An 18,721-nucleotide genomic window follows, 5' to 3' on the forward strand; every position below is an offset into this window, starting at 1 on the left:
CCCTTTATACCATTTTTATAAAATTTACCCATTAACTATTGTATACAAAGAACTAGTGAATTACCAAACATTTTTTGGGAAAAAAGACTCATTTATGAGTCTTTTTTCCTTTAATAACTTAATTTACGACAAGAACTGCGTTTCTATTTATTTCCTCTACTTGTTCTTCTACTTGTGCAACTCCATTGGCAAATGCATGTACTGCTTTCACACTTACAAATTTCCGCTTAATATAGTAACCTTCTCCATCCGGCAGTACTCGACTACCTGAGACAAAAGGAACTTTAATATTAAACAGCTCAGTATCTGTAGATTCAGCCGTACCCAACAACCAACCGATCTGACCAGATTTAATCTCTTTCATCCACTCATCATAATTACGGTTAATGGCATTGGCTTGCCCAGAAACGATAATATAGACACCGTGCTCTCGTCCGTTTCGGGTGATGTATTCCAGATGACCTGTGATCGTTCTGGAGATACGCTTAGCCAGGAAATCGACATCATCCATCATTAGAACCATCTTCGGAGCGAATTCATCTGGATCAGCAACTCTCTCTTCCAGTTTCGTACGTAGATTCTCGATCATTTCTTCCATCGTTGCCTCATTGGTTGCAAATGCCACCGTATGATTTAATTCCTTCAGTGCTCCTAACCCTTGAGGCGTGCGTCTAAAGTCGCATAGATACAGTTCAAGTTCATCCGGCGAATACTTCATTGCTGATATCAATCCTATTGTGACGAGCAATGACGTTTTACCAGATTCCATTCTTCCGGCAACTATGAAATATGGACCATCCGCTTCCATATCCCATCCCAACATTCTCAAACTATCAATGCTCATATGAACGGGTAGCGTAGGAACAGACACAATATTAATATCTTTCAACACTTCTGGAATAGCAATGACCTCAGGTAATACTCGAATGGACTCTGGTTTAGCAGTCGTACAAGCAGCATCAAGTTCTGCAAACTGTTCACGCAATAACTTGGCACGTGAAGACTCATTCACCGCATTGATGGATAACGCCGTTTGGAATTCATATGGAGGGATTGCTCCCTTCACAAAGGCCCTTCCTTCCGGCAACTGTGTTGGTGCTTTGGTCAACCTTCCTACGGCATAGTTATAGTCCCCTGCATCCGCAAGCATATATGAGACAACATTTGGGAAGTTACTGCGGATTCGTTCCAACATATCGGAGATCCGATTGATCGTTGCCACAAAATAAATGCCAAGTCCTGGACCTTCGCGTAACAGAGGATCCAACTTCTCATGGAGCTTCTCGAACTGTCCTCGGAAACTAACATAGCTATCGATAATAACAAGTATGGCCGGCAGCGTATTTCCCGTTTCGGAACAGTAAGACAATCGGGATTTTACTCCTGTTTCAGCAAACAGCGTTTTACGCTTACTAATGGTCTCTTCCAGATAATTGAACAATCGGTTCATCTTCTCTTCCTGATCATCCTGAATGACATCCGCTACATGAGGCAATAGAGTATAATCCTTCAGCATTCTTCCGAAATCGAGCGCATAGATATTCACATCATTAGGTGTCGTCTCCGTTGCCAGTGAATAGAGCAAGGTCTGGATAAATGTTGTTTTTCCCGTACCTGGCATGCCATATATTAGCCAATGTCCTGATTCCAGATCGATCCGAAGTGGAAATTGTCTTTGGTTTACTACATCATCAATAAGTCCAACCTGTGGATTCAAAATTTTACCTGGTTCACTTGAACTAACAGCTAGATCTTCCAAGGTCAGATGATTAGGTAGCGGCTCCAGCCAAGGACCTGGTAGACGCTGAATACCTTCGCGTTCTGCTTTCATCGCGATATGCTCAATAAGAACGTTTAATTGTTTTTTACTGAGTGTCTTTTCTTCGGAAGGTTTTGTTTCCTGAATCAATTCCAGCTGGTCTCTTAACTTGGTCTTGCGGCCATCCAATTCATAAGCATACATATTGCGATCAGATTGCGTAATACTTTGATCTGGTCGATAGGGAGCACCGCTCCATGCAAATTGAACGGATTCAAATACTTCATTACTGCCGACCTGTAGAAAACCACGACCCGGGTTTGTAATATGAGCAGCATCCGGAATGCGGATCATCTCCCGACTATCACTTTCGTCCTGAACCCGAAGGCAAACTTTATAACGGGAGTTACTCCAGATTTTATCATCTACAACGCCGCCTGGTTTCTGGGTTGCCAAGAGCAGATGCACACCCAATGTCCGACCAATAGCCGCAATGGAAACGAGTTCACTCATGAACTCTGGTTGGTCTTTTTTCAGTTGTGCAAACTCATCGATGACAATGAATAGATGCGGGAGAGGATCCCGATCTTTCCACTCTGTAAGATAATATTCGTCAATATGCTGTACATTACCAGCAGCAATGAATAACCGCTGTCTTCGTTTAAGCTCGGCTTTGAGGGAAACCTTAGAACGTTCGATTAACCCTTCTTCTTCCAGATTGGTTACTGTAGCAATAACGTGAGGCAATTCCTGGAACGTGTTGGACATGCCCCCACCCTTATAGTCAATCAGCATAAACGCCATATCATGGGGATGATATTCAACCGCAAGTGATGCAATAATGGATTGAATAACTTCACTTTTACCTGAACCGGTCGTCCCTGCCATGAGTCCGTGAGGACCATGCCCTTTACGTTCGATCTTGTCATGAAGGTTCAGAAGAACCGGCTTTTTCCCACCTCTAACACCCACAGGGAAAGGAAGGGTATTGGGATAACGTGACTTCTGCCAATTGTTTTCTACATGAAACTCTTCAATATTCTGTATTCCAAATAGTTCAAACAACGTCAGAACATTGACAATCTCATCCGCAGAATTCCGCTTGATCCGATAAGGAGCAATCTGACGTGCAAATTGATCTGCTTGTTCCAGTGTCATTTGATCTGATTTGAAGGGTTGTACAAATGGAATTTCATCCTTTGGCTTGGCATAGGTAGCGTCGCCAGCAGAACCACCCGTTACATTCGTTGAACGCATGACGCCTTCAGCCGAATGCAAATCAATAACAAGTTCACATTCCTTCGGAAGAACGTCCTTGCTCGGTGCAAGTACGATGCTGCAGACGCCTATGACCTCTGAGCTCTTCATCATCAAAGGAAGAATAGGCTCATGCTCCAGCATCTCAATGAACGGCAGGAAACACACGTAAAAAGGAAGTGCTTTCTCCCCCTTGTTCAACCATTGGCGACGCTGTAACATCGTAAATAATTGCTCCATCAATTGAGGCTGATACCCTCGTTCTTCGAAAAGATATCTACCCGAACGGGTGTCGTTCCACACATGCGGAATCCATCTCATCCAGTCCCAATTTTCTCGCTGTATCTTATTCATAAATACGGCCATTTTAAGCTCGTCAGGTGCATGATGTGCTGCAAGTTGGGTCACAACAGTACGACAGAACATATTCAGTTCTTCTTCGTCACCAACAAGTCCGATAATGCGATATTTACTCAAGTCCAACAGGGCGGGAGCATTCGTAATTGTAGTGAATTTCTCCGTCATTTCCCTCGCTTTTTCAAGCATCGGATCCTTCTCTACTCCATTTTGCTTAGGTACCGTAATGTCAAAGTTACTTGGCACGGTTCCAATGCCGACGCGAACTTTCAAGAAGTCGAAATCTTGTGGAATTCGCTCCCAAACCGAAGAGCTTCTATCCTTCACCATATTGATACAAAATTGCGGATCCAAATGGGTTTGGTGCCAGTTCAGGATCAATTCGTTTTTCCAGTTCTGCAGCGTTTCCCTGTTCTCATTAATATGATTGTCGTATAAACGCTCACGATCTTTGATTTTCTTGCGATGCTTTGCTTTATTCTGGAAATGAACCAGTACAGGTACAAAATATGAAACGACCATCATGCAGAGGGAAATCATCTGTACGGTTACGAATTGCCCATTCCCCCGACTCTGGTAAAAAGTCATCATTGCCGCTCCACCTGCAACTGTAACCATAATGGGAACCATAATCGAGATAATGTTCAGTTGTGGTGGTTGAGGAAGTGAAGGCGGGGAGAAAATTTCCACTTCCTCTCCCGAGGTTTCCTTAATAATCCTAGGCGATCTCTTATAAAAAAAATGGGACATGCTCAGTCTGCCTCCTCTACAATGTATTTTTTTAGCGATTCATGCAGCCCTTCGGATAATACCCTGCTGCTGCTGCATCTCTTTCACTTGAGAAGGTCTCTTCTTCCCGATAACCATAAGAACATGTACTAGGGTAATAGTATTTAATACCGGTTGTCAGATCGACAGCGCCTTTAATCTCTGTTTTCTTGACCAGTCGCCCTCCACCAAGAGCATAGTTGTTATAGAATTGATCACCTATCGGAATTCCTTGGATAAATGCCATAATTCCAATGTCATCGATGGAGTTGATCCATTCTTCCTGTGAAATTTGTGGAAGGCTAAAGGTATAATGGACTCCGTACCGAGTCGCGTACTCATTATGTTTGTTTATATAATAAGCCAGATCCTGTTGAATACTTTTAACGATGACACTTTTTCGCATCGCTTCAAAATTGGCTGCATTGTCTAATAAAGGAATGTTGGTTGTGCCCTCCAAATCTTCACGGAACCCTTCAACCCAAGCCTTTGCGTAAGAATCATACGCATATACATAACTGTCCAACGTGAAATTAATACTGTTTCCTCTGTCGTCCGAGTATGAATATGGTTTCTTCGGTCTCCACATATGCTTGAATAACCTCTCGCTATTGGCATCCCTGTACTCATCCACTGCGTACAGGTCATAGCCATCGTAATCAATGACGGCAACTGCTGGAATATATCCGGCCAGAGCCCCCTGTCTAACAGGATCATTGACAACATCAAAATTCAAATAGAGTGTGCGAAAGAAAGTGTCCAGCGCTCTCTCTTTATTTGCAAAGAAGAATTTTCTCGACTGATAACCCGCCTCATATTCTTGGAGTACATTCATATTAAGCATCTGAGAAGCATCCTGGACTGCAGTATGCAGTGAAGCTGAATATTGATCCGATAAGGCCTGAGCTGTTTTTTGGTCTCCTGTTCGAAAATCCATGACTAGATAGAAAGGGACAAAGATACAGATAAACAATATCGCCAGATTAGTAATCTTCATTGATTACCATTCCCCCGTAAGGAACATAGACCTTAACGTTGCCATCCGTAATGCCTCCAGTAAAAACATCACTAAGAATTGTAGCCATGGTGCGATTCACATTTTTCACTTTCACGGTGAAGAAGTCACCTACCGCCATGACATATCTGCGATCGATATCAGATGCTGGACTATTGGGAAACAATCTCTGCATAATTTCCTGATTATAATGACCATCAAAGTAGGTCGTGAAACTATCACGGAAAGTAGCCGGATTAGCCGGATCAGTATATTCCGGATTGTATTTCTTGTGTAAATGTTCCATTTGGATGTCATACTGATTACCCGTAGCTCCGAGCTTTTGGTTAAACTCCAGATACATCTCAGGAGTGATATATCCCTTGGTTCTAGCGGAATCCACGAATGTAGTCACAGCTGAGTGGATAACGATCTGAGACAAGTCATCCTGTCTTTGAGCCTGTTGGTACAACGGATACAAGAATAACAACACGATGGCAATGAAAATGCCTAATATTTTGGAGAAAGAGTTTTCCACACTAGCTCACCCTTTATGTAAAAACAATGGTTTGTACTTTGCCTTGACTGTCTCGAATATATGAAACAACATAGGTTCGATTGAGATCGACTCCTGATACATCAATACTTTCAATATCATCTGAACTATAGAAGTATTTATTAACTACACGAATATTGGCGTCCAAGGTTTTCATTTGTCTTATGCTTTGAAGAACCTCTGCACCCGTGTAGGTAATTTGCTCCGTAGTTTCAAGACTTGTGAACAACCTTCGCTCTTCATTCACTGCGGATTTATGCGTAACATTTACTGCCGCATCCTGAGACTGAATGCCTCCAAGAGCGAACATGCAAGCGATAATTACGATGCTGATCTCAGCCGCAACTAATATGAACTTTTCAACTGTTTCGCTCATTGGAGACCTCCTTGTGACTTAAATCAGAACTCTCTAATTTTGTTGCACAAATTTAATAGCTCTAATCATATTATTGCCATCTCGCACTATACTAGATATAAATTTCCCACTTGGATTAATATATTGGGGACTCGCCTGATTCTCAGCATCCACTAAACTTGTCTTTTTATCTTCATCAATATTCATAGATGTTACTACACCACTTTCAACCCCAAAAGTATTACCATAATAGTTACCTACGGTGTCACCCCCAGCTCTCTGTTTCCCCGTTATAACTTGTATACCGAACTGCTCCTGATTCATATATTGCCGTATCGCATTCAACACCTGACTCCCTGACAACGTAGTATTGCTATACGTCTGATACTCCGTGTCTGACAGTTGTGTTGTTATCGCGGCCATCTTTGTCTGTCCCTGTTTTGCTGCATCCTGCGATGAAATCGTAATAATAACTACAATCGTAATCAACATAATGGTTAGGAATATACCCGCCGCTACCCTTATACCGACGCCTGTATTCTCTTCCAACGTACTCCATCCTCTCTTTTGTTTATTTCAGATAAAAACTATTCCTGTTCAAAAATTATTCCACGAATCATATTGTTCTTATCTCTGACGATAGAAGATTTGAACTTTCCACTAGGGTTAATGTATGCATCTTCGGATTGTTTTTCAGCATTAGTTAAAGAAGTATTTTTGGATATTTTTGAAACCTCCCCACTAGCGTCAAAAGTATTTCCATAAAATACCCCCTTCTTTTTATCGTCATCACTAGACAACCTCTGTTTCCCAGTAATAACCTGAACACCGAATTGCTCCTGATTCATATATTGCCGCACTGCATTCAGCACCTGGCTACCTGACAAAGTGGTATTACTATAAGTCTGGTACTCTGTATCCGACAACTGCGTCGTAATCGCAGCCATTTTCGTCTGTCCCTGCTTTGCTGCATCCTGAGAGGAAATCGTAATAATAACTACAATTGTAATCAACATGATGGTGAGGAATATACCGGCTGCGACCCGTATTCCGACGCCTGTATTTTCTTCCATGAAAAAATCAATCCCCTCTTAAATGGTTTGTAATTGTGTTGATATATCACTTAGTTGTTTGAATGACATGTAGAGGAATGGGAAGACCAGATATAGTGCAATCAGCAGTGCACCTGGTGTCCAACCAAATAACTTGCCATACGATGTTTTCTTTCGAATTAAACGCTCCAAACGCTCTTTCTTCTGCTCAGCATAGTACTCTTGTTCCATCTCCAGATCGTCAAACGCTTCACGTAACGAAAGCTTATCTACCGCCTGCATTAGACGCTTCACGATTCTACCAAATGAATCGAACGGTGCATCCGATTTCAGCATTTTCAAGGCTTCCTCTGCACCACTATCATAATTGAGCAAACATTTTTGCAGTGATGGTCTGAAAATGATACTGTATCGTTCCATCCACTCAAGTACAGTCTCCACAGAGATCCGTTCAAATTCACACAGAATCGAGATAAGTACATGGAACTGGTCCACTTCATTTTGCATTTCCAATGCGCGTAATCGACGTTGAAATTGTAGAATCCATATGGTGATGTAATACCCTGTAACTCCAAAGCCTATAGCAATAAGGAGTTCCCACCATTTCAGATACTCATTGTTTACAACGGTTACTTTACCGATAATTCGATTGACGGTATTATTCATAGCCACGTCTGTTAATGGCTCATTTGAATGAGTTTCTATAGATTGAACAACCTGTTCTCGCGTCAAATCTTTATTTGTCCGAAGATCTTCGATTATCTGGTTGTCCATTGTCGTTACCTGATTTGCACGCTCCAATTCATCCGCATTCATATATCCAAGAATGTTCGTTGCTTCTGACGTCGGTTTGCTGAATATATGATGTACGCTGTTGTAATGTAAGAACACTGAGAAAACAATTACACCAATAAACGCGGAGACAGAGATAACGATTCGGTGGATATACAACCACTCCAATGTTAGATGAGAGTTTGCCTCTTTGAGGAGCATGTTGGTTCGATGATGCTTCCTCGTATTTTGAGACGGGACCAATCGATCCACGATCCACTTGACCCAAGACCATGAATATGCTTTCTTCTCCCACTCTTTCCGCGGACCTTTAGCTACATATTTGGCTTCATCATTCTCCGATAATTTGCGAATTAGCAAGTAACAGATTACAGCTGAAGCGTATATGAACATTCGAACTAGAAAACCAATTCTGCTGTCATAGAACTCTGTCGTAATTGGAAAATAGTTTTCCGCCCAACGCTGCAATGGAAACGACAGCAGGATTGGAATAAGTGCAAGTAAGGTCAGCCCGCCTAATTTGTAACGTAATTTTTGTCTTCTCATCAGATCATATCTGATCTCTTGCACGAATTTATTAATGGCATTCAGATACATGGAGCCCTTTTGAACGTTGCGGTCACCGTACTCCATAATGAGATGAGAGACTCCAGAAAATACTTTTAAATAACGGTTAGGCGCTACTGCATAGTATTTTTCCAACTCTCGAGCAGGATCCTTTGATGTCAATACTTCGTGAATCCTCTCCGTCTGGAGTTTGATGTCATGTGGTGAAGATTGTGCAGCCTGATATAAGGCCTCATCAACCATCCGCACTTCCTGATAATGATGACGATCATCCTCAAGAACGTTCGAGAACTGTTTTAACAGACGGTCTTCAACCCGGTTCACAAAAATATCGATGCATAATTCGTTTATAACGATGGCTGCCAACGCTCCAAAGAATAATGCCAGCCAACTTTTGCTGATTATTGCCAGTACGATCAGTCCAATAATGATAGATCCTAGCGTCAAATAGGTAATTCGCATCGTTTCTTTACGTAATGAGTACTCATCGTAGGTGTTGATCGCAGTCAGACGTTTACGGATCTTCAGAATCTGTGACTTGACGATCGGAACCTTGATCAGTTGATGATATGATTTCTGGTAAAACACCAACAATTGTCGTGGTGTTTTTCCTGTTACATTTTTAGAAGAAGGCCATACATTCTCACGATTCTTCTTCCGCTTGCGATCTTTGAGAATAAGATAAAGAAGTATTCCGCCCGAAATAAGCAGTGCACCACCGGCAATGGCAAAAATCCATATCCACTTATTCATTGAGCCTGCCCCCAGTGCGCATTCAGAAACTGACCGAAGTTCTCACGATCTTCCTCGTTCATGTTAAACAACATTTTTTCGATTTTTTCAGGAGAAATTGGAGACACTGCAACGTATTCACCATTACGGTATTCAATAATATTTCGTGCATTCCATACTCTTCCACTATTTCTTCTGTACACTTCTCTTTGAAGATTGACCAAAGCGTCCAACTTGCTCTCAATAGAATCACCTTTAGATAACACTTCTTCATGCTCCAACGTATCCGATTCAAATCGAACAGGTGTAATCTCTGTGATTCGCTCAATATAACGTTTACCGTTCATTTCCTTACGCATGTGAACGTCCCATTGCACCGCATTTGCCACCTGCTCTTCTGCGATGCGTTCATTTTGAAACACACCGGTTTTGAGCAAAGAGTTCCGCAAAGACCATACCAATTCACGTGCAGAGGTCGCATGATGTGTAAAGATTGTAAACAGACTTGCTACCTGCGACATCTGAATCATCCAAGCTGCCACGGGGTCCGTAGCGACCTCCCCCAGAATGTTTACGGAACCGTCCGTTTTCTTCTGAAGATCTAGTCCAGCTTGTCCAGCAATGTTCTCGGTTTCTCGTAATGCTAGTGAGTTACGTTGTGGATATAGCCTTCTTAAATGCAGCTCAAATGTCATCTCTTGAATCCTCAAAGTTAACGTTGCGTATATGTATTTAACTGAGGCCATGACCAAAGATGTCTTTCCTGAACCCTGAGGTCCAGTAAATGCAGTAACCTGCGCACCTTTCATCAGGTACTTAATCATATCTCTAGCTAATTCAGCATTTACGGCATCTTTGGATGAGATCAGATGATCTAATTTCATATTAGGTAGATCAAACTTCCTAACGAAAAACGCCCAACTCTCTGCAAACGGTGGCCGAACAACCACGACCCTGGATCCATCTTTCATTTCATTGACTTTAAAACCGTTCGTCTCCGTTAGTTGACCTGGATTGTCATACTTATAGATGTTCTGACATACCCTTTTCAACTCTAAGTCGGTTTCGAAGCTTAAAAATGATAAATGTATAGATTTACCTCGAAAGAAAATCCATACGCTCTGGTACCCTGGATACTTATATTGCTTCATTCCTTGCAGTAATGAAATCTCATCTTCCACAATCTGCATATTGGTAGGAACACCAGATACCCCACCAGATACGCCATCAATGGACATATCACGAATTTCGTCAATAACGCCAAACCCTTTATAATGCTGGTATACACGCTGCACAACGATAGCTAACTTGTCATCAAACTCCAAACCACCACGTGCTTCTTTGACAAAAATGGAGTCAATCTCATCACCCGTAATTACATATGAATCTACCGTTCCATCTTCGATAACTTTTTTCGGTTGATCCAATTGATACTTATCGATTAACTTGGATAGACCTTGAAATCCGTGCTTCTTTTTATACAAATGAAGCAAAATATCAAATTTATCTTGTTGTGTTAATTGATCTTCATCCTCAAAAGGAATGATTCTATCGATATTATCATCGTTAAATCCATAATTACGTTCTAAAAGATCAGATATAAATTGCTTAAGATAAATCTTCTCCTGTATATCACCTGAAGTCGCATTTTTCATGGCACTTCTTAGCTCAGCTACAACTCCCAGACGACGATTATATTCCTCGCTTGTCATTCCCATATCCAACAAGTTACTGTTTACGTACTCATTAATCATGGTTTTAACGTATTCAAGAAGATAATCAAATTGGAATCGTTCTTCATTTTCATTTTTCTGACGTGTTCCAACCTGACCAGGCTTTCTGTTCAGCTTCAAGAATAAATACGCAATTAAAACAGCTACAATCAAAACAATTGCGAGGAAATTAATGGTGAAATTCAGTCCCATCTTAATTCCCTCTTTCAATTCGCTTCAGTTTGGTGTTAATACCAATCTCATGCAGTATTGTTTTTGCAGCACGGCCAACTTCCTGTATGAAATAATGATTTTCATGACTACTGCCAACAAATCGATTTCTAGCAAAGAAGCCTTTAATATCACCATCGTTTAAATGATCTTTGAAGCTTGTATTATAGGGAATCGTCAATATAGGAGCTTTGAGCTTGTACTTATTAGCTATATTTTTGATCTTATATTTTGACATAGGATCATACTGCGTCATAAGAAGCAGATGAGGCTTCTCATCAAGTACCTCTGGCCAATGCTTCCTTTGATTGTCAAAATATTTTTCTAGTACACTTATATTTTGATTCACACAGATAACCACCAAATCTGCATCACTAATCAGGCTGTTAGAGACCTCGTTATCCTGCCCACTTCTAGCATCCAAAAGTGAAATGCCATAGTATTCTGCTGCCATACGAAATACCATATTCACAGCTTCGATCGAACCCTTTTGTGGTCGATTAAGACGTTCACTTCCCCAAAGAAGGTCCAAACGATTGCGCTCTACCATTAGCGTATAATTTTTAACACTATTACGTTCAAGCTTACTGCTCTTCGCAACACGTTCTAATGAGTCAAGTCCCAATCCACCAATGGCAAAAAATTGCCGATTATATTGATTAATTGTTTTATTGAAAAACCGCTCCATATCGCCGTCCGTCCGCTGCGGCTGAGATACTAAAGTTCTCACATCATACTCCAACCCGATAAATGCAGCCAAAGCAGCGGTTGCACTGGTTACGCCTAATCCATGCTGCATACCCCACAATGCAATTTTACCCATGTTAATTACTCCTTTCAGCCCGCTTCCATAGTGCGTTAACTTTTGACGTTTCCAAACCAAGGATGAACTCTATCGCCTGTTTAATGACTAGCTTGTATGAACTGGACATACGTTTGACCATGACTGTATTTTTATATTGATTAATAATCTTCAGTGTCTGATCACGTTCATCAGGATAATAAACAAGACTTTCTTTCCACGATAAAGGTAGTTCATCCAGCAGACTATCCATATATTTTTCGTCCAGATGATTACTAACCTCATAAATAACTTTTGTTACAGGAAGGTTAATAGAAGATAACTTTTCCCCCTGGAAGTACGCGCGAATAAGGTTAACGTTTTTCTGAATAACAGGATTCTCATAGGAAGTCAAAACATAAACAAAATCCACTTCTGGCCAATTGACCAATGAAGCCTCGTCATTGCAATCTATGAGTACAAAATCATATTTCTGGTCTTCCAGATTATGCATCAGGTTCTCATACGAATGAACATCTTCCATCACATCAAATTGATCATGAGTGTTCATCTTGAGAGATTGATCAATTTTAGGGAATACGAACTCGTAATCCTTATTTTGCGTTGCATCTACAAGCAGAACCCGATGATCCATCGACAACAATTTACCAAGGTACATCATAAAATCCGTTTTATCATAATGGCCAATAACAAGTATTTGCTTCATCTCGGTCTCCTTATTTACTGTGCAGGTTCACGTGTATTGCTATCTTTGAACATACCACCTGAGTCTGAAGTTGCATTTGGTGCATTCCCAGTATTATTTTGCTGATTCATGTCCGTGGAGTTCTCATTCATAAGAGAGTTATCTTGCTGAGATGTTGGTGTGTTTCCTTGTCCTTCTGTCTCAGTAATGTACTCCCTTGAGTTCATCTCCGTCGTATTACGTCCACTGATATACTTTTGTCTGTCTTCATCACTCATGGACTGAAGATCCTGTTCTAATTTCGCTCTTACTTGTCGTTCGAGAGCCGTTGTTGCCAATCCAACAATATTAGGATTAGATTCAATGAGATCCAATACTTTAGGATTAGATGGATAGTTGATGATTGCACCATCCTGCATGTACGGATCTACATAACTTAATGCATAGATAGAGGCATCATTGATGTAAGCATCTACAATAGCACTTGACATCGTCAAAATTTCTTTTTCATTCATTTTGTACCATATTGTTCCATTATTTAAATCTTCTACTTTTTTCTTAGAAAGTACTATGTAATCCTGACCTGTTGCGAAGCGAATCCGAACATCTACAAATTCATCTTTTCTCAACTTTAAAGGAAGCTGTACTAGACTAAACTCTTGGTTTCTAAGGTCTTTCGGTGTTATTCCATCTTCGAACAACATTGGCGAGGTAATGATAGAGTTTTTCTGAAGATCAATCTTAATTCGCTTGCCTACAACTTCTGCTTGCTCTACTGTATTCTGAGGCACAGTACTAACCGGTACAACTAGAGAACTCACGTCATCTTCTGTTATTAAATCCCCGGCCTTATGATTGTCATTCAGTACGATTACTTTCATCTTATCTTCATTCAACTTCTTCTGTGCATCTTGAAGCTGCTGCTCAATCTGAAGTGTTCGCTCAACATATCTTCCTTGAATATAGTCAATAATAAAATAGCCAGCGATAACACAAACAAATAAAATGATTGCTCCTCCAATGGAAGCGGACAGAAGCAACTGCTTCTGCCTAAAACGAATCTTAGACATAACGAACTCCTCTCAATCCAACATGATTAAACTTAGTTATTCACGACCAATAATATTATCAAAACAATAATAATAACGATGCACAGTCCAAGGACACCATACAATAACGCTTTTGAAGATATCTTCTTAGAGTCCCCCATGTAGCTTTTCATCAACTTGTTTAATACCGAGTCTGTATCTCCTTGGTGTTTATAAGGATCAGCATGTGGAGGAATTCGATATACGAGATTCCCTGGAAGATCTTTTCGAATATCTTGGATACTGAGATTTTCAACAAATGGTACACAATAAACCCAATTAGACTGATCCATTTTTTTATGTAAATCTCTAAATCTTCTAATCTTTCCTTGTCGCCACTCGCTACCTGCACCGATCACAATATTTACACTCGCTCTGTAGAACTCTTTACTCCAGTCACTTTCTTCAAAGCTCCCGATATCCAAAATTAAGTAGTCATGTCCTGCTGTAATCAGATGGTTAATATCCAATTTGTTATTATTCTTGTAATACTCCACGCCCTCTATAGAGAAGTGAATGTTATTGCTTTTGAAATCCTGTGTTCCTTCATATGCGTTCTCAATACTTGTAAAGTCACTTGAACTATTTGCCTCTACTAAACCTACTGAGTAGCCTTTACGTTTTAAATAATTTGCAATTAATATACTCTGATGAGTTGATCCGACTTTGGATTCAACACCCATAACTGCAACTAAAATGGTTCCGATGATCCGATCTTTAAGAATGATTCTTTCTTGAATCGGCACATCTGGAAGTTCCAAATCCATGACATCTGATGAGTCAAAACTGCCAGCAGAGGTTAATTTCGCTGTATAACGATAAATGCGATCCTTTATCTTTTCAAGATCAGAATCTGTGGATTCCCAATCCTCTTGTCCATTCCCAGTTATTTCACCTTGATTTGGCAATAAATTGCGCAGTGCTGGAATAATGGACTTTGGCTTCGTTCCTGGCGAGGTTGTAACAACATTGATTCCCATGTCTGCCAATTCATGAACGATTCCGTCATCCTCATAACGATCAAGAGCAATGACAATAATTCGAGTATTCGATCGCACTGTTCGATATTGACTAATGCCACGTAGAAAAGTGTTTGAATCGGTGCAATCTAAATCAGTTATAAAGGCATTAATGTTAATTCTAGCTACTGCTTCGCAAAATTCGATAAACTGACCACTCTCAAAGCGACCTACTTTTTCAAAACTAACATCTGTATTCCCTATGGCTTCATGGACTAGCGTAGAAGCTTTACTGGAAATGATAACCGCATTCACTATGTTTGCCCCCATTAATCCGCTAAAATTTTACTTTGGTCTAGATCAAAGATTCTATTAAGTCCACTTTGCTTCGTTCGAACAGCACCTTCTTTCGCCTCACGGATGTGATCGTCCAGAGTAAATTCAGGCTTAGTGTCAATGTAACCGATAAGTACAGTACTTGAGGCTTCAACATCAATTTTCATCCTAATGGAGTTAGCCAGCTCTGCTAATGGTAAATTAGAACTTGTTATAAGAGCTACAATGACATCACTTTGGTAACGTCCAGCAAATCCATTACCTTCCAAAGCCCTTCCCACGGCTCTTCCCGCTCTCTTAAAGGACTCTTCCTCCGAGATGTGAGTTGAATTCTGAATTTCTATGTATAATACCCCTACTGTTTTCCCTTTGGATAAAGCTTGATTAGCTTGATGAATAAAATGTTTTTGCGTGAACAAACCTGTTACTTCATCTCGTGTTGATGTGTATGTCGCAGCTTGCATAACACCAATAATCTTTTCAAAGATCATTGTGAATACTATGAAACTAGCAAAAACACTCAAAACCAAACTAAGTTCTGCCAATAGTTCATAACCTGTAAATGCACCTGATAGATGCAACAATAGTTGCATTGCAAAAAGGATCGTAACCATAAAATACTGTGGGTTTAACCCGACCTCCGGGAAAATCTTAATGAGTGTGTACAATGTTACACCTACCACAGAGAGAAATACTAAAAAGGAACTCATCTGTACGGGTAAAAATAAAGACATTGCCGCAGTAATCAAAGTGACTGCAGTTCCGCCTAAATGCACATAAAGTTTGTCTGTTCGCTTGTTGTAGTAAAGCCGAAATATCCCGATTTGAGCAATTACCATTCCAGCTGCGTAAAGTGATAAGAAAAACATATATGCAGACATAAGCTTGTGAGGCATCAGAACCATACCCGCATTTGCAAATAACATTAAAGAAAAAGCTCCCAGAAATTTTAAATATGTTGGGTTTCGCCACTTCCTGTACATCAAAAGTCCAATGATAAATAAAACAATATTAATAGACAACATAGAACCGATTGTTAACTCTCCAAAATCTCCCATGTAGTACCTCCAATCCATTTTCTTAAAAATTATGTAATTATATGAATTTCATAATTCCAATTTCATAATCATTTTTCCCATTTCAAACATAATCAAATTCTTATCTAATTTGGTTCTTAGTACCTAATATTTGGATAAATAAGTAACAGCAAATTAAATAATAGACTTATTTCAGCAATTTTACAACATTTTTTTGTTATTTATGACCAATTGTGCCTAAGAATATAGTCCTTTATTTTCACAATAGTCCTAGACATTATTTAGTTCACATTCGAAATTCCCTTTTTCATTTCCAATTAAATTGAGAGGTACTTTGAAAAAAGGAATTTTCAAAGTATGTATCGAACAAAAAAAACTGTTAGATCAATTGATCTAACAGCATTTTCTTGGATATTTAACCCACTTGTTCTATAGTTTTTCATATTGCTCTTATCGCAAAATAAATGATTAAATAGTCTAAAAATACTAGTAATTTGCATTACAAATCCATCTTGCTACCCAGCGTAATACTCGAATCCTCGAAGTTCTCCACCGTCGTCTTTTTTTCATAAAAGTGTACAGCATGTTGCATAATTCCTTCTCTTGTGTAAAATGCGTCTTCCGCCCCTAGTGGAAAAACAACCTTTTCTCCCGTACTAGCCGATTTGTAGATGCCTACAATCAGTTCAAGTGTATTCCGACCACTGTGACCATCCACCAGAAGGGGTGATCCTGTCTCAATCGCGTTTAAAACATTCTCCACTTGCCCAGCGTGACCGACATGAGTCACATCCGGCAATTCGTCAACAAGCTTCTGAATCTGTTGTTCCAACTCTCGATTGGGTTCCGGAAATCCGTTATTCCGTGCGGTAGAAGCAACCACTTTCCAAGGTGCCGATACACGGGCTTCTTTCCCCTGAAAAATTAACTGCTGTTCCTCTCCGTGATGTACGACGGAACTGGTAATCATGCCAAGCGCCCCTTCCTGAAAGCGCAGCATCGCCATGGATATATCCTCAACTTCGGCATTGTCATGTGCCGTATTCGCCATCATGGCCTGCAATTCCACCGGAGGTCCCATCATCCATAACATCGCATCAATATGATGTACCGCATGATTAAGGGTACAGCCTCCGCCTTCTTTTTCCCATGTCCCGCGCCACCACAGATCATAGTAATTGTGGCCCCGCCACCAGAATGAATCAACCTGCACATGTACAATAGGCCCCATCCGTTTACTGTCCAGCACACCTTTTAACTTCATCATCGGTGTCGTAAATCGATTCTGTGCTACTACGGATAGTAACTTGCCACTTTCTTGCGCTACTTTCAGCATCAGATCCGCTTCCTCCAGGGAAGAAGCCATCGGTTTTTCGACCAATGCATGTGCACCTGCTTGCATGAAATCACACGCAATTGAAGCATGCGTATACGGCGGCGTACAGACGGATACCAGATCAATATTTTGCGCAAATAGCTCTGTGTAATCCGTAAAAGCTTGTGCTCCTTCCAGTCCATATTCGTTAATTCTCTTCTGTGCCTTATCCACGTACATGTCCACCACCGCAATAATGTGACATCGCTCAGGGAATGCCAAATATGCTGAGATATGCGCTCCACTAATTGCTCCTGCTCCGATAATCGCCACTCTTAACATCGTTATATACCTCCCTTGTTCCCTTCACAATACACAATAATAAAGCGCTTTTATGTGTTCATCTTGTGGTAAAATATAACTATCTTGCGCATGATAGGGAGGTATTCATGATGTCCATCATTCTGGGAAACCAATTTGATCTGGCCTGTCGTCGTCTTACATCTAACACTACGTTTCGCGAAGTGTTCCATGCTCATTCCCAGATGGAAATAACCTATATCCACGAAGGTTACGGGCAGTTAATAACCGAAGGTCAGGTTTTTTCCCTTGAACCCGGTATGCTTTTGATTTTTCGACCTTTTCAATTGCACCACTTTCAGATTCAAATATCCAGTCAACAGCCTTTCATCAGAAACGTGCTTATGTTTGAACTCGAAATATTAAAGACACATTGGTCGCATTTTATGACGACTCAGCGTTTCATACATGACCTGCTAGGAGAGCAATCTCCGATTCAGCCGATCCGACTTCCTGCCACTTCCCCACTCATTCTACGAATGGAACAATTTGATAAGACCTATCCAGAACTAATGCCTCATGAAGCCGTGGAGGATACTTGTCTCTTTATACTTGATTCACTTACGCAACTTCGTTACTTATGGAAAGATGTTGTCATTCAAGATCTAAAGGCACATTCTGCATCCAGTTCAGTAATGCTTCATCCTCATGCCGAAGCCATCATGCAGTGGATTGAACAGCATTACCACGAGCCTTTTCGTTTGGATCATATCGCAGATACACTTCACTTATCCCCCTATCATCTATCTCATGTATTCAAAAAAGCGACTGGCACCACAATCGTTGCTTATGCCCAAGCTACCCGCATTCGTCATGCGTGTGTGCTGCTCACCCGTTCCTCACTCACCGTTCCCGAAATCGGTCACCGTGTTGGTATGACGAGTCCGTCTTACTTTTGTAAAGTATTCCGTTCCGTCATAGGGTCCACACCGCATCAATATCGGCTGAAGGTACAAGGGAGGAAGTAATGGATACAGCAACAAGAAAGAAGCGAAAAAATTCACCTT

15 protein-coding genes are annotated in these 18,721 nt (G+C 40.7%); 1 reads left to right on the plus strand and 14 read right to left on the minus strand.

From position 1 onward, the window contains the following. Nucleotides 1-118: 118 nt before the first annotated feature. The 14 genes from essC to MKZ12_RS24965 all read right to left on the minus strand — a co-directional run bounded on the left by essC (nucleotide 119) and on the right by MKZ12_RS24965 (nucleotide 17,696). On the minus strand, nucleotides 119-4,123 hold the full coding sequence (essC, locus tag MKZ12_RS24900) for a type VII secretion protein EssC (RefSeq protein ID WP_339257314.1): 4,005 nt from the start codon (nucleotides 4,121-4,123) through the stop codon (nucleotides 119-121). A 31-nt stretch (nucleotides 4,124-4,154) separates the two neighbouring features. Further along, a complete protein-coding gene (locus tag MKZ12_RS24905) occupies nucleotides 4,155-5,138 on the minus strand; it encodes a hypothetical protein (protein ID WP_339257316.1) in 984 nt (327 codons plus the stop codon). Next, nucleotides 5,125-5,673, minus strand: a complete 549-nt coding sequence (locus tag MKZ12_RS24910) for a hypothetical protein (protein ID WP_339257318.1) — start codon at nucleotides 5,671-5,673, stop codon at nucleotides 5,125-5,127. The genes MKZ12_RS24905 and MKZ12_RS24910 overlap by 14 nt, the downstream gene beginning before the upstream one ends. Nucleotides 5,674-5,686: 13 nt before the next feature. Continuing rightward, nucleotides 5,687-6,067: a hypothetical protein gene (locus MKZ12_RS24915; protein ID WP_339257320.1), complete on the minus strand. Its 381-nt coding sequence runs from the start codon at nucleotides 6,065-6,067 to the stop codon at nucleotides 5,687-5,689. A gap of 33 nt (nucleotides 6,068-6,100) precedes the next feature. Then, on the minus strand, nucleotides 6,101-6,595 hold the full coding sequence (locus MKZ12_RS24920; protein WP_339257322.1) for an ABC transporter permease: 495 nt from the start codon (nucleotides 6,593-6,595) through the stop codon (nucleotides 6,101-6,103). 38 nt (nucleotides 6,596-6,633) lie between these two features. Continuing rightward, on the minus strand, nucleotides 6,634-7,119 hold the full coding sequence (locus MKZ12_RS24925) for an ABC transporter permease (RefSeq protein WP_339257324.1): 486 nt from the start codon (nucleotides 7,117-7,119) through the stop codon (nucleotides 6,634-6,636). A gap of 18 nt (nucleotides 7,120-7,137) precedes the next feature. Continuing rightward, nucleotides 7,138-9,210, minus strand: a complete 2,073-nt coding sequence (locus MKZ12_RS24930; RefSeq protein WP_339257326.1) for a hypothetical protein — start codon at nucleotides 9,208-9,210, stop codon at nucleotides 7,138-7,140. Beyond that, nucleotides 9,207-11,114, minus strand: a complete 1,908-nt coding sequence (locus MKZ12_RS24935; RefSeq protein ID WP_339257328.1) for an ATPase, T2SS/T4P/T4SS family — start codon at nucleotides 11,112-11,114, stop codon at nucleotides 9,207-9,209. Before MKZ12_RS24935 ends, MKZ12_RS24930 begins: the two co-directional genes overlap by 4 nt. Before the next feature lies 1 nt (nucleotide 11,115). After that, nucleotides 11,116-11,955, minus strand: a complete 840-nt coding sequence (locus MKZ12_RS24940) for a hypothetical protein (protein ID WP_339257330.1) — start codon at nucleotides 11,953-11,955, stop codon at nucleotides 11,116-11,118. A 1-nt stretch (nucleotide 11,956) separates the two neighbouring features. Then, nucleotides 11,957-12,640: a hypothetical protein gene (locus tag MKZ12_RS24945; protein WP_339257332.1), complete on the minus strand. Its 684-nt coding sequence runs from the start codon at nucleotides 12,638-12,640 to the stop codon at nucleotides 11,957-11,959. Nucleotides 12,641-12,654: 14 nt separating this feature from the next. Then, nucleotides 12,655-13,689, minus strand: a complete 1,035-nt coding sequence (locus MKZ12_RS24950; RefSeq protein WP_339257334.1) for an SAF domain-containing protein — start codon at nucleotides 13,687-13,689, stop codon at nucleotides 12,655-12,657. Between the two features lie 32 nt (nucleotides 13,690-13,721). Further along, nucleotides 13,722-14,981, minus strand: coding sequence for a hypothetical protein (locus MKZ12_RS24955; protein WP_339257336.1), 1,260 nt, complete (start codon nucleotides 14,979-14,981; stop codon nucleotides 13,722-13,724). Nucleotides 14,982-14,995: 14 nt separating this feature from the next. After that, a complete protein-coding gene (locus MKZ12_RS24960; RefSeq protein WP_339257338.1) occupies nucleotides 14,996-16,060 on the minus strand; it encodes a hypothetical protein in 1,065 nt (354 codons plus the stop codon). A gap of 478 nt (nucleotides 16,061-16,538) precedes the next feature. Further along, on the minus strand, nucleotides 16,539-17,696 hold the full coding sequence (locus MKZ12_RS24965; protein WP_339257340.1) for a Gfo/Idh/MocA family oxidoreductase: 1,158 nt from the start codon (nucleotides 17,694-17,696) through the stop codon (nucleotides 16,539-16,541). A 107-nt stretch (nucleotides 17,697-17,803) separates the two neighbouring features. Between MKZ12_RS24965 and MKZ12_RS24970 the strand changes: the two genes are divergently transcribed. Beyond that, nucleotides 17,804-18,682 carry an AraC family transcriptional regulator gene (locus tag MKZ12_RS24970; protein WP_339257342.1) on the plus strand — a complete coding sequence of 293 codons (879 nt, stop codon included), beginning with the start codon at nucleotides 17,804-17,806 and terminating at the stop codon, nucleotides 18,680-18,682. The last annotated feature ends 39 nt before the right edge of the window (nucleotides 18,683-18,721 follow it).

This window comes from Paenibacillus sp. FSL R5-0713 (assembly GCF_037973325.1).
Taxonomy (GTDB): domain Bacteria; phylum Bacillota; class Bacilli; order Paenibacillales; family Paenibacillaceae; genus Paenibacillus.

Bases quoted from the DNA above. Each gene is read 5' to 3' on its own strand.
- MKZ12_RS24950 (WP_339257334.1), bottom strand. From the start codon at position 13,689: ATGTCTAAGATTCGTTTTAGGCAGAAGCAGTTGCTTCTGTCCGCTTCC.
- MKZ12_RS24965 (WP_339257340.1), bottom strand. From the start codon at position 17,696: ATGTTAAGAGTGGCGATTATCGGAGCAGGAGCAATTAGTGGAGCGCAT.
- MKZ12_RS24970 (WP_339257342.1), top strand. From the start codon at position 17,804: ATGATGTCCATCATTCTGGGAAACCAATTTGATCTGGCCTGTCGTCGT.
- MKZ12_RS24925 (WP_339257324.1), bottom strand. From the start codon at position 7,119: ATGGAAGAAAATACAGGCGTCGGAATACGGGTCGCAGCCGGTATATTC.
- essC (WP_339257314.1), bottom strand. From the start codon at position 4,123: ATGTCCCATTTTTTTTATAAGAGATCGCCTAGGATTATTAAGGAAACC.
- MKZ12_RS24940 (WP_339257330.1), bottom strand. From the start codon at position 11,955: ATGGGTAAAATTGCATTGTGGGGTATGCAGCATGGATTAGGCGTAACC.
- MKZ12_RS24945 (WP_339257332.1), bottom strand. From the start codon at position 12,640: ATGAAGCAAATACTTGTTATTGGCCATTATGATAAAACGGATTTTATG.
- MKZ12_RS24935 (WP_339257328.1), bottom strand. From the start codon at position 11,114: ATGGGACTGAATTTCACCATTAATTTCCTCGCAATTGTTTTGATTGTA.
- MKZ12_RS24905 (WP_339257316.1), bottom strand. From the start codon at position 5,138: ATGAAGATTACTAATCTGGCGATATTGTTTATCTGTATCTTTGTCCCT.
- MKZ12_RS24960 (WP_339257338.1), bottom strand. From the start codon at position 16,060: ATGGGAGATTTTGGAGAGTTAACAATCGGTTCTATGTTGTCTATTAAT.
- MKZ12_RS24930 (WP_339257326.1), bottom strand. From the start codon at position 9,210: ATGAATAAGTGGATATGGATTTTTGCCATTGCCGGTGGTGCACTGCTT.
- MKZ12_RS24915 (WP_339257320.1), bottom strand. From the start codon at position 6,067: ATGAGCGAAACAGTTGAAAAGTTCATATTAGTTGCGGCTGAGATCAGC.